Source organism: Archangium lansingense (assembly GCF_026626635.1).
In the GTDB taxonomy this organism is placed as follows: domain Bacteria; phylum Myxococcota; class Myxococcia; order Myxococcales; family Myxococcaceae; genus Archangium; species Archangium lansingense.
The window spans coordinates 7688832-7701220 of the sequence record NZ_JAPNKA010000001.1 but is presented as its reverse complement, the minus strand read 5'-3'; the positions used below and the strand labels follow the sequence as shown (position 1 = coordinate 7701220).

The following is a 12389-nucleotide window of genomic DNA, read 5'->3' as shown; positions in this document are numbered from 1 at the left end:
TTGCTGCCTGCGCTCGCTCCACCTCGTCCCAGCGCGGGGGGGAGGTCTCGGCCATGGCCTTCAAGTCCTCCCTCGCGGTGCTGCTCGAGCACCGCGCCGAGCTGGCCCTCACCGCTGAGCAGGTGGACAGGTTCGAGAAGCTGGACTTCACCCTTCACGAGAAGAACATCGGGCTCCAGCATCAGCTGGAGGAGCTGCAGGCCCAGCACAAGAAGGACAACCGTCCCTGGCATGGGGGCTACATGGGCGGCGGGACGCATGATGCCTACGGGGGAAAGGGCACCAGCACCAGCGCACCTCCCGAGGTGGAGAAGCAGCGGCTCGTGCGGCGCGAGCGGCTGGAGCGCATCGAGTCCACGCTGCGCCAGATGCAGGACAACGACACCAGCGCCTACATGGAGGCGGAGAAGGTGCTGAGCGACGCGCAGAAGCCCCGGGCGCGCGAGTACTTCACCCAGGAGCGCGAGAAGCTGCTCAGGCAGCTCGAGGACCTCCACTACCGCCAGCGCAAGGGCGACTACTGAAGCCGCCACCCGTGCTCAGGGCGTGACGTGGTGGATCCAGATGTTCCGCGTCGCGAGGTGCGACAGCGTGAGCATGTCCGCGATGCGCTGTCCCGGTGGGACGGGCCGGTTGAACGGGTAGCCCGGCTCCCGCGTGTCCGCCAGCTCCTCCCCGGTGGGCTCCTGCTCCCAGCCGGTGATCAGCACCATGAACCGGAAGAGCATGCCCTCGCGCCGGCCACGCGGTAGCAGCAGTTTCGCGGGCCAGCCGCGCTCATGCACCACGGATGCGAGGCTCGCGGGCCGGAAGATGACCGCGCGCTCCGACGGCTTCAGCGTGTGGACGAACCGGTCCATCTCCATCCACATCCGGCGATCCTCTGCGAACGCATCTGCCGCCAGGTAGATGCGCACCGTCACCGTCTGCTCGTGCGGCAGCAGGTTCTCCACCCGGAAGAAGTAATGGAACGGCTCGTGGTCCAGGTGCTGTTTGAGCACCTCCCTCCCGTCCGGCAGGCGCACCGGGTGCTGCGCCATGAAGGTGTTCAGCGCGTGCGTACTCGCGCGGAAGGAGGGGGGAGGACTGGTCCAGTAGTCCCCACCGAAGGTGGCCTCGCCCCACCGCTGCCCATCGAAGTCCGGTGACGCTGCCTCGGGGATGTCCTTGATGAAGCAGAAGAGGATGTCCGGGCTCTGGTGGGCCGGGTAGATGCCCTCGCCGAGCCACTTGCGCACCAACACCTGGGGCCCGTTGGACAACTCGTACGGCGGCAGGTGCGTGCTCTGCCAGGCGTCGAGGATGTCGTCCACGTGGCGGTGCCAGCGGTAGAAGAGCGGATCCCTCGCAGCGGTAGCCGGGGAGACCAGGACACCGGGCAGGCCCGTCTTGTCCTGGGGCGCAGTCAGACAGCCGAGGAGCATGTGGCCCAGGCTGTGGTGCGAGCCATAGGGGCCGAGCGGATTCACCCAGGCCTCGCCATCCACGGAGCCCGGATTGGACTCGGCCGTGTTGGCGAGCTGCTCCAGGCGCTCGATGACTACAGGCGTCTCTTCCTGCCACAGCAGCCCCGAGGACGCCGCGGTGAAGAGGCGATCGCGGCGCATGGCGTGGTCCGTGACGCTGTAGCCGGGCAGGTTGCGCGGGCTCAGTCCGGGCGGCCGGGACGCGAAGCCGGGCAGTTCTGCGTCATAACCCTCGTTGATGGGGGATGCGTAGTCTCCCAGGGGCACGGTGCGGGGCATGCCGAACGACAGCCGCTCCGTGTCGTAGCGGGCCAGCAGCTGCTGGTTCATGTACCAGAGCCGCTCTCCGTGCCTGTCCTGGTGGAGGCGGCGCTTGGGCTGCTCGGGGTCCGGAACACCTGCCGCCGGGTGCAGCACCTGCCACGTGTCGAGGTGCTCGCTGAGCCCGGTGTCCTCGCGGAAGTAGTCCAGCCAGACTTCAGCGCCGGGTGTGCCGGGGTTTCCCTTCCGGGGAATCTCGGGCCGCCCCGAGGGCAGCACCTGGTGCGGAGCGCGCTCCCTCAGCGGAGGCACGGACAGCCGGCGACCCTCGGGGTGGTGGGTGAGGAAGACACGCAGCGCGTACTTCACCCACTCGGGGTCCCCCGACCTGGCCTGCTGCTCGGCTTCGTCGAGCACCGCCCCCAGCCCCTCGTCTCCGGGCCGAGCATTGGCCAGCTCCATGAAGTGGGCCGCCATGGACAGCGCGAGCTGGAGGTGCGCGGGCAGGTAGGGGATGAAGCGATGGTGGGTGGAGGGAGGCCCGAACAGCGTGGACTCACCTCGGACCAACCTCGGCATGGGGGAGGGCGGGGCCTCCCGGCACAGTAGGGTCCGGACCCGCTCCTGTAGCTCCACCGGCGCGGGGCTCACTTGAGGCCGACGTAGATGTTCTGGACGTCGTCGTCCTCGTCCATGGCCTCCAGGAAGGCCTCGACCTCGGTGCGCGCCTCACCCTCGAGCGACACCGGGTTCTTGGCGATCCAGGCCAGGTTCTGCGAGCTCACCGTCCACCCCATGCCCGCCAGGGCCCGGCTCACGGTGTCGAGATCCGTCGGCGCGGTGAGGAAGCGCGTGGCTCCCTCCTCGCCAGCCTCCAGTTCCTGTGCGCCCGCCTCGATTGCGGCGGTCTCGGCATCGGCACCCCCCTCGGGCGGCGTGGCCTCGATGACGCCCAGGCGGTTGAAGTCCCAGGACACCGCGCCGCTGGTGGCGATCTGCCCCTTGCGGAAGAGCAGCCGGATGTTGGCGGCCGTGCGGGTCTTGTTCTCGGTGAGGCACTCGACGATGACCGGCACCTGGTGCGGGGCGAAGCCCTCGTAGGTCACCAGCTCGTAGTTCACCGGCTCGTCGAGCAGGCCCGCGCCCTTCTTGATGGCACGCTCGAGCGTGTCGCGCGGCATCGAGGCCTTCTTCGCCGCATCCATCGCCATCCGGAGCCGGGGGTTGCTGCCCGGGTCGGCACCGCCGGCCTTGGCGGAGACGATGAGTTCCTTGACCAGCTTGGTGAAGAGCCGGCCCTTCGCGGCCGCATGCTCGGTGCGGCCCTTGTGCTTCCATTGAGCGCCCATGGGTGCGCTCCTACCTCATTCCGGGCCCGCGTTCACCAATTCAGGCGGCCAGACAGGCCCTCGAGTGGACAGCAGTCAACCGGGCTTGCTCATTCCCGGCGAGCCGAGGGCCCGGAACGGTGCTTAGAAGTGATCGCCGTACACGCGCTCGGAGAGCCGCTGCCAGCTGCCATTCTGGAGCTTGTACTTGAGCTCCTTGTAGCTCACGCGCAGGTCGCCATTCAGGTCGGCCGCGGCTGTCACGAGCAGCTCGTCGCCCGTCATCCTGACCTCATACCGGTAGTGGAGCATTCCGTCGGGCACCCAGCCCAGATCGTCCCATTTGCCCACACTCGCCTCGAAGCGCTGCTTGCTGCCATCCGGGACATACGTCGGGTTGAACGGCAGGTCCGGCGCAGCACCTCCCGGGAACTGCCCTCCGTGCGCGGCGACGTACTCGTTGAGCACGCGCATGATGGAGTTCATCATCATGTCCCGCTCGGCCTGCTTCGAGCGCAGCAGGATGTTCTGGAACTCCGGCAGCGCCACCGTGGCCAGCAGGCCGACGATGCAGACGACGATCATCAGCTCGATGATGGAAAAGCCGCGCCGGGTGCGGCTGGGGTGAGGCCTTCGATTCGCCATGACATGCCCCCTTCGAGGCGACAGCAGAGAGAGGAATGCGCGCATCACGGTTGGGTATTGCCGGCGGTGGCCGGTGCCTTCGCGGCGGGAACGAGCAGATAGGAGCCCGAGCCCTGGGGCTTTACCTCCATGCCCTTGGCCTCCTGCTGCTTGAGCCACGCCTGCTGCTCCGCGGAGAGTGGGCCGAGGCGTGTCGAGCGCATCAGCAGTGAGCCATTGCTCGAGCCGGAGATGACGACGGTGTCAGGAGGCGCACCCGGGTAGGAATCGGCAGCGCTTTGCGGCTGGCTGTCCCGGACGATGTTGGCACCGTGGTACGCCCCCACCAGCAGGACCGCCACACCGAGGATGATGAGCAGGGCCTTGTTGGTGCCCTGCTTGCCCTGCTGATCGGGATCCTCCGTCTGGAACGTCACCTTGCCGGCGGTGGCAGTGGGCTTCTTTGGCGCCGCATGGGCGTGGGCAGGGGCTGCGGCCGTTTGGGCCGAGGCCGCCTTCACGTTGCTGGAGAAGTCCACGGCCTCCTGGGTCAGCGTCTCCCAGGTGCGATCAATGGCGAGTCCCATGTCCGGTGAGGAGGGGTTCGCGGCGCGCAGTGCCTCCAGGGCCCGGTCCACCTCGGCCAGCAGCGCTTGGAGCGCCGCCTGGTCCACCCGTCCTCCGGCGGTCAGCAGCAGATCCTGCGCCGCCGCCAGGCGCCAGCGCACCGCGACCGCCTCGCGCAGGGCGTCGGCCAGGCCCTCGTCCAACAGGGCCTCGCGCTCGGGAAGGGTGAGCTTCTCCTGCAGCTTGCGGGCGTTTGGCAGCGACATCACCAGCGTTCGCCGACCGCACAGCACCTCTAGCGCCTGCGCTTGACTGGGCACGTTGCCGGGCCAGGTCGCGGGCTGCTCCAATTTCCTGGCGGCATGTGCTGTTGGCGCAGCGGCCGCGCTCTCGTCCGAAGTCGGGGGAAGTTGGGTCTGCTGATCGTTTGACATGGGCCCACGTGGGAAGACGGGGCCTCCATCATCTGATCTGTGCGGGCCTCAATACAATCGCCCCGCCCCGTGCCGCTCCGCGCCATCCACCCCACTGGATGGTTGCAGGCGCAACAGAAGGTGGGGTGTCTGGAAAAACAGAAAGGACCGCCGTCAAGGGGGCGGACCGGGGTCAGGACAGAGGCCGGCCGCTGGAGGCCTGCGCCATACGCACTGCGCGTTCCATCAGCTCGCCCTGGGCCCAGCGCTTTTCGCCCTCCAGTGTGCGGCGTTTCCACATCCCGTCCGTTTCGAGCACCCACGCATGGGTGTTGTCCGAGAGGCCCCGATCGAGCAGGTCCTTCACCAGGGAGAGCAGCTGCGGCTCCTCCACCGGGGTGAGCGCCTCCACGCGATGATCCAGGTTTCGGGGCATGAGGTCCGCCGAGCCGATGTAGCAGCGCGTTCCGCCACTGCGCTCGAAGAGGTAGATGCGCGAGTGCTCGAGGAAGCGGCCGAGCGTGGAGACGACGCGGATGTTTTCGGAGACGCCGGGGACGTTGGGCCGCAGGCAGCAGATGCCGCGCACGTTGAGATCCACCTTCACGCCAGCGCGCGAGGCGTCGTAGAGGGCGCGGATCATCGCCGGGTCCACCAGCGCGTTCATCTTCATCTGGATGCGGGCGGGGCGCTCGGCTGAGTGCTCGGCGATGGTGCGGCGGATCTGCTCCAGCAGGCCCTCGCGCATGTTGATGGGGGCCACCAGCAGCTTGCGGAAGGATTTGGGACGGGCGAAGCCGGTGAGGAAGTTGAAGAGGTCCGCCACGTCCGCGCCAATCTCCGGGTCCGTGGTGAAGAGCCCCAGGTCTGTGTAGAGGCGGGCCGTCTTCGAGTTGTAGTTGCCGGTGCCCACGTGGACGTAGTGGCGCACCCGCTCGCCCTCTCGGCGGACGATGAGGATGGCCTTGGCGTGTGTCTTGAGGCCGGGGATGCCGTAGACGACGTGCACCCCCGCTTCTTCCAGCGCCAGCGCCCACTGGATGTTGGTGCGCTCGTCGAAGCGCGCCTTGAGCTCCACCATGCACACCGCTTGCTTGCCCCGCTCGGTGGCGCGGATGAGCGCGGGCACCAGCGGGGACTTGTCCGAGGTGCGGTAGACAGTCTGTTTGATGGCGAGCACGTCTGGGTCTTCCACCGCCTCCGTGACGAAGCGCTCCACCGAGGTGGCGAAGGACTCGTAGGGGTGGTGGACGAGCAGATCCCCCCGCCTCATGGCCGACATCACCGTGCTGACCTCGCCGCTGTCACTCTCGGCCTTCAGGCGGGGCTGGGTAACGGGCGTCCAGGGAGGATCCCTCAGCTCGGCGAAGCCGGGCGTGGACACCACGGACATCAAATCCGTGTAGTCCAGCAGGCCCTGCTCCTCGTAGAGCTGGCGGGGCTCCAGCGCGAGCGCCTCCATCAGGGGCTCGAGCATCTTGGGGTTCATGCCCGCCTGCACCTCCAGGCGGATGACGTCTCCGAAGCGGCGCTGGCGCAGCTCCGTCTGCACGGCCACCAGGAGATCTTCCGCGTCCTCGGACACGGTGAAGTCCGCATCCCGGGTGACGCGGAACAGCCCCCGGTCGAGCACCTCCATCCCGGGAAACAGGGCGTTCAGGTGGTGGGCGATGATCTCCTCGAGCGGAATGAATGTCGTACCCCCCTTGAGCGGGACGAAGCGCGGCAGCAGCTCCTTGGGCACCTTCACCCGTGCCACGTTCTCCGTCTCCGTCTCCGGATCTCTCAACAGCACCGCCAGGCTGAGGGAGAGGTTGGAGATGTAGGGGAAGTGCCGCCCCAGGCCGATGGCCAGCGGGGTGAGCACGGGGAAGATCTGTTCGCGGAAGCGCTGCTCCACCTGGGCGCGCGCGTCGGCGTCGAGCTCCGCCATGGAGAGGATGCGCAGGCCCTTGTCGGCCAGGGCAGGGCGGAGTTGGCGCTCGAAGCAGTCGTTGTGGCGCTGGCCCTGCTCGAGGATGCGGTCGTGCAGCTTGTCGAGCGTCTCGCCCGGGGTGGCGCCGTCCGGCACCAGCCTCGCCACGCGGTTGCGCACCTGCTCATGCATGCGCGCCACGCGAATCATGAAGAACTCATCGAGGTTGCGGGCGTAGATGGCGCAGAACTTCACGCGCTCCATCAGCGGCACCGTGGCGTCCTCGGCGAGCTGGAGCACCCGGTTGTTGAAGTCGAGCCAGGACAGCTCGCGGTTGAAGAAGAGGCCGCTGTCCGGCACGTCTGTCCCGGGCGGGATGGTGTCCCGCTCGACGGGTTTGGTGGGGATGTTCCGGCTGGTGGATGTGCGCTTGGGCATGTCCGCTCTCTGGGCTCAGGGGGAGCGGTGTAGCAGGGCGAGGTCGTGGAGATTGTGAAACCTTGAAGGAAAGGGGCTCATTACAGGGCGGCGGCGTGCTCGTCCTGGCTCGCGAAGGCCCAGTCCCGCCGAGAGGTTCCCTCCTGCCGGGGTTGCGGCTTCATCCCGCGCAGCTCGACGTCGTAGGACTGCTCGTGGGCGCGCGCTTCCAGCAACTGCGCCAGGCACTCCGCATGGTCCGGGACGGACAGCACGCAGATGTCGAACCGGTTGCCGGTCTCGTCCTGTCGCACGACGGCCCAGCCATCCAGGGACAGCGGCTCCTGCATATCCGCCCGCCAGAGCACCTGATGGGTGGAGAGCCCCAGGTGAGACAGCGCGTGCTCGACCTCCAGGTGCTTCATCCACACAACGGCCTCTTGCGGCGCAGCGGATGACTCCCGGGGAAGGTCGATGAGCACCTCGAGACCACACTCACCCTGGTACTCCCACCGGTAGCGGGGGCCCAGGCCGTCTCCCTCATCCCCCAGGGCGAGCGGAGGACCCAGGCGCTGCTCGAGCTCTGCCCTCGAGACGCTCAGGGTGCAGGCGCGGTGCTGCTTCCTCGAGAGGACCAGACGGTTTGCGGTGAGCGGCTTCATGGGGGTTCTCCTGTGGTGGAGGAGAAATCTAGCGACGATGTCCGGTACCGCCAGGCGGGCAGGCACGCGAACGTTCAATTCAGCAAACGTTCTGGCCCCACTGTGTTCACCCCTGGAGACCTCGGGAAATGAGAAGGCATGTGCCTGGCCGCCCCCAACGCCCGTCAAAGTTGCCGCGCGCGCAGCTCCTCGAGGACCTCAAACAAGGCCTCGCGGTGGTCCGGCCGCATGTGTGCAGCTGCCTTGGTCAGGGGCGCGATGGCGCGTGGGCCGAGCACGAGCAGTCCCTCCCGCGCCGCGCGCCGTACCGTGGGCTCGCGGTGCGAGAGCAGACTGGCCAGCGTTTGTGTCGACTCCACCTGGCCACCAAACGAGAGGACCCGGATGGCCCGCCGCACGGTATGGGGATCGGCATCCGAGAGCAGTTGGTGCGTGGCGCGCAGGTAGTGCTCTCGGGGCGCGTACCTCGCCAGCAGGCGGTGGGCGTGGTGGCGTACCCGGGCGCGGCGGTGGCCGAGGCTTCGCTCGAGCAGCTCCACCACGTCCTGCTTCTCCCGCTCGCTTCGTGCAGACTCGGCCCGGAGCGTCAGGATCCGCCGCACGCGCTCGGCGTCTCCGGACCCTGCGTCCTGAAGGAAGCGCGCCTCGACCCGTGAGCGCAGCGCGTCGGAGAGCTCGGTGAGGAGGGCGGGGACCTTCAGCACTGCGTCTGTGAGTGCATCCACCGCCGGGGCATCTGAGGGACGCGCAATCTCCGACAGGATGCGCACCGTCCAAGACGGAGGGAGATCCTTTGTCGCCGCGAGCAGCGTGTCGAACAGGAGTGGCCGGTGCTCACCCGTGAGGACGGCACCGAGCGCCCGCGCGAGCACGGCTGCGCCCCCGGGCTCGTACCAGTCCGTCAGGCGTGCGAGCACATGCAACCGGTTCGCGGAGGGCTCCTGGCGGATTGTCTCGAGGAGCGGGGTGATGAGCCCGGGAGCGTGGAGCAGCCGCTCGCCCGCTAGCCGGATGAACGCGCGGCTCCAAGTGTCCGTTGCCTCCGGAGCGGCCGCCCCCACCCTCACGAGCTCCGGTGGCAGGGCGCCGTCTCCCCCGAGCACGTCCAGCCATTCCCACTCGCCTGCACGCAGGTGTGGCAGGGCCCTCGGGAGGACCTGGGCGAGTGGGCTCTGGCGAAGGGCGTCACGGGCGCGAGCACGCACCTCGGCATGCTCTGAGCGCCAGGCATCGAGCAGGAGCGGAACGCGCAAGGCCTCCTCTCCCGTGGTGAGCAGCCCGATGGCGGCGAGCAGCTCGTGCTCCGTGCGGGCGCCCCGCATCCACTCGCCGAGGACTGCATACTCGGAGCGCCTGAGCCCGAACCGGAAATTCTCGCCCAGAGCGCCAGCGAGCAGCACCTCGAGCACGCGGCGCCGGTCGTCCGGCCTTCCTCGTGCCACGAGCTGTCGTGCGGCCTCCTGTCGGATGGGCGAGACCCGCTCCTCCAGCGCGTGGCGCAGGAACGTGAGATGGGCCTCGCCTCCGCGGCCGCTCAGTCCCTCCAGTAGAAGCACACGCAGGCGGACCTCGAGCTCCGTCGTACCGACGAGCGTGCGCACCGCATCGTCCACCTCTTCTCCCAGGGCCAGGAGCGCTCGAGCAAGGCGGCCCGCGTGCGCGGGATAGCGCTCGAGCCAGCCATGCAGGATGCGGAGGGTGGCCGCTGCTCCCTCGACTCGGGCCAAGGCGCGGGCGCAGGCCACCGGCTCTGGTCCCGACCGGAGCAGGCTCCACTCGGCGAGTGTGTCGTGGGCTCCTGCATCCGCCAACCAGGCGAGGGCTGCATCGGGCTGGAGGAGTCGGAGGTCCGGCGCGTCCGGCGTGAGCCCGAGTCCCACCACCTGTGCCGCCAGTTTCCGTGTGTGCGCATCCATGGAGGCCAGCCGCTTGCGCGCGGTGGCTACGTCCCAGCGAGACGCGGCGGTGGCCTCGGCTCGTGCCGGGTGTCTCGTATCGGGGGCGTGCTCGAGGAGCGATGCGAGGGCCAGCTCTGCGAAGGGCGTCCGGGTCTGAGCCAGCAGGGCCTCGATGCCCGCCCGAGCCTCCGGACTCACGTGCGGGTGCAGGGTGAGCAGGGCCCTCGTGTCCACCCAGGTGAGCGTTTCGAAGGACACGGCGCCCGGTTCGCTCGCGCGCTCGAGCAGGTGGAGGAACTCTGCATCGGGTGCAGAGGGCTCCTCTCGGAGTCGGGCCTTCAACCGGAGGCCATTCCGCGTGGCCTCGACTTGCCGGAGCGCGGGGAGCAGGTCACTCGAAGGGGGCTCGCTCTCCACGGTGGGGATCCTGTCCGCCAGTCCGCGCCGCGCGAGCTCGGCATCCAACTGCGCCAGCGTGCCGCTTGCGAGCGTCACCCGCCCGCCGTAGACGAGCCTCAGCAACGTGGGCCCCCAGGCTGTCCGGTGCGACAGCAGTGCCCCCACGTCCGCCGGGGTGAGCTCGCCGTCGAGCACTTCGATGAGGAGCTCGAACGCGCGGGGCGAGATGGCCTCGTCGAGCGCCGCCACCACGCGTGCACGCAACCAGGGTCCGGTACTCGCGCGCAGGGCCGTGCGGAGCAGACCGCGGAACCCAGGGTTGTCGTGCCTCGCAAGCCAGGACAGCAGCCGATCCGACACCCACATGTTGGACGCGTGGGCCAGCACCTCCGCCGCGGTCTTCTTGAGGTTCATGTTCGGGTGGTCGAGCCAGTCCGCCACCCGGTCCGCCGCCGCTGAGGCGCCCACTGTTCCCAGGGCCATCAGCACCTGGCGCGAGACGAGGAGGTCATCGTCCCCGAGCAGGGGAACGAGCCAGGCTGTGCTTGGGGCTCCCGCGGCGGCGAGGCAGGCCACCACACGCTTACGCACCTCGGAGCTGCGCTGCCGCAGCAGCGGACGGATGACGCGCACGAGGCGGGGGTGCTCGAGCCCGCGCAGGGCATCCAGCAGCCAGACGAGCTCCTCCTCCCGGAGTCCCCCTTGCTCCAGCCGCCGCAGGAGGGCCTCGGCGAGTGTGGCGTTCCCGGGAGTATTCGAGTCCGCGAGACATGCAGGCCGGGCTGCGCCGAGAGCTTTCAGTCGCTCACCCAGCGCGCGCAGCGCGGCGTGTACCTGTTGCCGCGTGGACTCATCCGGGTCGGTGAGCAGCTCCGCGAGGGCGTCGACCGCGAGCGGTCCGCCCGTGCGCCCCATCGCGGCGATGGCCTCCTCGCGCCGCGGCTCTCCCGGCCGCCTGGCGAGTCCGGCCAGGACCTCGAGCTCTACGCCACTGGCATGGGCAGGCAGGGCTCGCACGAGCTGAGGCGTCAGAAGCTCCAGCCGCACCGCCAGGGCCAGGGTCATGGGACCGGGGTCGAGCAGGAAGAGCACCTCGGCGGCCCGGGAGAACCAGGCGGGGCGCTCGGAGCCGGCATGCTCCAGGCGCGCCCGCAGCGTACCCACCGTCTGCGCCCCTCCCAGCCTCGCGAGGGCGAAGAGACACGCCTCGGGCTCGTCCTGGAGGCGCCGCAGCAGGGCGGGCTCGGCCTCGAAAGACTCCATCCTTCCGAGGGCGCGGATGGCCTCGTACCATCCTGGCCGCTCGTGCTCCGAGTCCACCACGGCGATGAGTCGTTCGCGTGCGCTACGTGTCTCCAGCGCCTCGAGCAGGTAAACCCAGCGGGGCCAGGTGGGTGCCTCTGGCCGAGCGGCCTCGAGCGCCGCGAGCACTGTCTCCGTACGGCTGCTCAACACCTCAGCGGCGAGGGAGGGCTCGACAGCGGTGTTCTCCAAGTAGAGCTCGAGGACGGAGTACGACTCCTCTGGGGAGGGCGAGTGGCCACGGCGGCGGAGGCGGGCCAGTGCCTGGAGGGCGTCCCTCCCGAAGCGCATGGGGTCGGCAAGCGCGCGCTCCAGCACCGGGCGAAGCTCTCCCTGCGAGCCAACTTCCCCGAGTGCCAGGAGGGCTTCTCGATGGATGCGCGGGCCGAGGTGTTCGTCGAGGACGACCTGCCGGAGGACGTCCACGGCACGGCGCGAGCGCAGCACGTGGATGGCGGCGATGGCCGGCTCGTCGCCGAGCACCGGGAAGCTCCTCAGCGGAGGACAGGGCAGGGGAAGGGCCCAGGGACAGGCGAGCAGCTCGAGTGCCTCCGCGGCGAGAGCGGGTTTCGCCTTCTCAGCCAGCTCCAGCAGCCACGCTTGCGCCCGGGTTGGAGTGAGCAGGGCCCGTTCGACACACGCACGGAGGTATCCGAGCGCGGTGCGCCGCATTCCAGGAGACCGAGCCTGGAGGAGTCGTTCGAGCAATCCGCTGGAGAGGACACGCTCTGGAGGCAGGTCGCGCGCGGCCTCGTCGCCCAGGGCCGCTCCATCGAGTGAGTTGAGCAGGGCGGGTTGGGTGAGCAGGGCGGCGCGCGTCCAGTCGAGCTGGACAAGGATGGGCAGTCCCTCGGGCGGAGGGGGGACCTGGACGGGCAGGCCCGAGACAGCCAGCCGTGCCAACTCCCGCTGCGTCTCTGGCGGAAATCGACGCCAATCGGAGGCGGGGACGAGCGCGGCGAGCGCATGGACATCCTCCTGCCCCTCTTCGAAGCGCTGGCGCAGGTGCAGCACCACGGCATGTACGTCGAGTGGATGCGAGGAGGCGAGCTTCGTGCGAAGTGCATCCAGCGCGGGTCGTGTCTCGAACAGGAGGCCCGGGAGGTCCATGAGGCGCACCTTACCGCCAGGCTTCGA

General features: G+C 69.1%; 8 protein-coding genes. 1 reads left to right on the top strand and 7 read right to left on the bottom strand.

Features of this window, described 5'->3' with window-relative positions; all coding sequences use genetic code 11:
• The first annotated feature begins 53 nt into the window (after window positions 1-53).
• The gene (locus OV287_RS30740; protein WP_267537608.1) at window positions 54-524 is read left to right on the top strand and encodes a hypothetical protein; all 471 of its coding nucleotides are present in this window, start codon (window positions 54-56) and stop codon (window positions 522-524) included.
• 15 nt (window positions 525-539) lie between these two features.
• Here the strand turns inward: OV287_RS30740 and OV287_RS30735 are convergent, their stop codons facing one another.
• From OV287_RS30735 to OV287_RS30705, 7 genes are all read right to left on the bottom strand, one after another.
• Complete coding sequence (locus tag OV287_RS30735; protein WP_267537607.1) at window positions 540-2306, bottom strand: tyrosinase family protein; 1767 nt, start codon at window positions 2304-2306, stop codon at window positions 540-542.
• Between the two features lie 68 nt (window positions 2307-2374).
• On the bottom strand, window positions 2375-3076 hold the full coding sequence (locus tag OV287_RS30730) for a YebC/PmpR family DNA-binding transcriptional regulator (RefSeq protein WP_267537606.1): 702 nt from the start codon (window positions 3074-3076) through the stop codon (window positions 2375-2377).
• A 123-nt stretch (window positions 3077-3199) separates the two neighbouring features.
• Entirely contained in the window at window positions 3200-3700 is a 501-nt protein-coding gene (locus OV287_RS30725) for a type IV pilin protein (protein WP_267537605.1), read from the bottom strand.
• A gap of 44 nt (window positions 3701-3744) precedes the next feature.
• On the bottom strand, window positions 3745-4680 hold the full coding sequence (locus tag OV287_RS30720; protein WP_267537604.1) for a hypothetical protein: 936 nt from the start codon (window positions 4678-4680) through the stop codon (window positions 3745-3747).
• Between the two features lie 172 nt (window positions 4681-4852).
• Window positions 4853-7012 carry a polyphosphate kinase 1 gene (gene ppk1 / locus OV287_RS30715; RefSeq protein WP_267537603.1) on the bottom strand — a complete coding sequence of 720 codons (2160 nt, stop codon included), beginning with the start codon at window positions 7010-7012 and terminating at the stop codon, window positions 4853-4855.
• A gap of 80 nt (window positions 7013-7092) precedes the next feature.
• Window positions 7093-7653 (bottom strand): hypothetical protein, encoded by a 561-nt coding sequence (locus tag OV287_RS30710; RefSeq protein ID WP_267537602.1) that lies wholly within the window; start codon window positions 7651-7653, stop codon window positions 7093-7095.
• Between the two features lie 164 nt (window positions 7654-7817).
• Complete coding sequence (locus OV287_RS30705) at window positions 7818-12362, bottom strand: HEAT repeat domain-containing protein (RefSeq protein ID WP_267537601.1); 4545 nt, start codon at window positions 12360-12362, stop codon at window positions 7818-7820.
• Window positions 12363-12389 lie beyond the last annotated feature (27 nt).

Excerpts from the sequence above, each read along its gene's own strand:
- OV287_RS30710 (WP_267537602.1), bottom strand. The coding sequence starts at position 7,653 with ATGAAGCCGCTCACCGCAAACCGTCTGGTCCTCTCGAGGAAGCAGCAC.
- OV287_RS30740 (WP_267537608.1), top strand. The coding sequence starts at position 54 with ATGGCCTTCAAGTCCTCCCTCGCGGTGCTGCTCGAGCACCGCGCCGAG.
- OV287_RS30725 (WP_267537605.1), bottom strand. The coding sequence starts at position 3,700 with ATGGCGAATCGAAGGCCTCACCCCAGCCGCACCCGGCGCGGCTTTTCC.
- OV287_RS30705 (WP_267537601.1), bottom strand. The coding sequence starts at position 12,362 with ATGGACCTCCCGGGCCTCCTGTTCGAGACACGACCCGCGCTGGATGCA.
- OV287_RS30735 (WP_267537607.1), bottom strand. The coding sequence starts at position 2,306 with ATGCCGAGGTTGGTCCGAGGTGAGTCCACGCTGTTCGGGCCTCCCTCC.
- OV287_RS30730 (WP_267537606.1), bottom strand. The coding sequence starts at position 3,076 with ATGGGCGCTCAATGGAAGCACAAGGGCCGCACCGAGCATGCGGCCGCG.
- ppk1 (WP_267537603.1), bottom strand. The coding sequence starts at position 7,012 with ATGCCCAAGCGCACATCCACCAGCCGGAACATCCCCACCAAACCCGTC.
- OV287_RS30720 (WP_267537604.1), bottom strand. The coding sequence starts at position 4,680 with ATGTCAAACGATCAGCAGACCCAACTTCCCCCGACTTCGGACGAGAGC.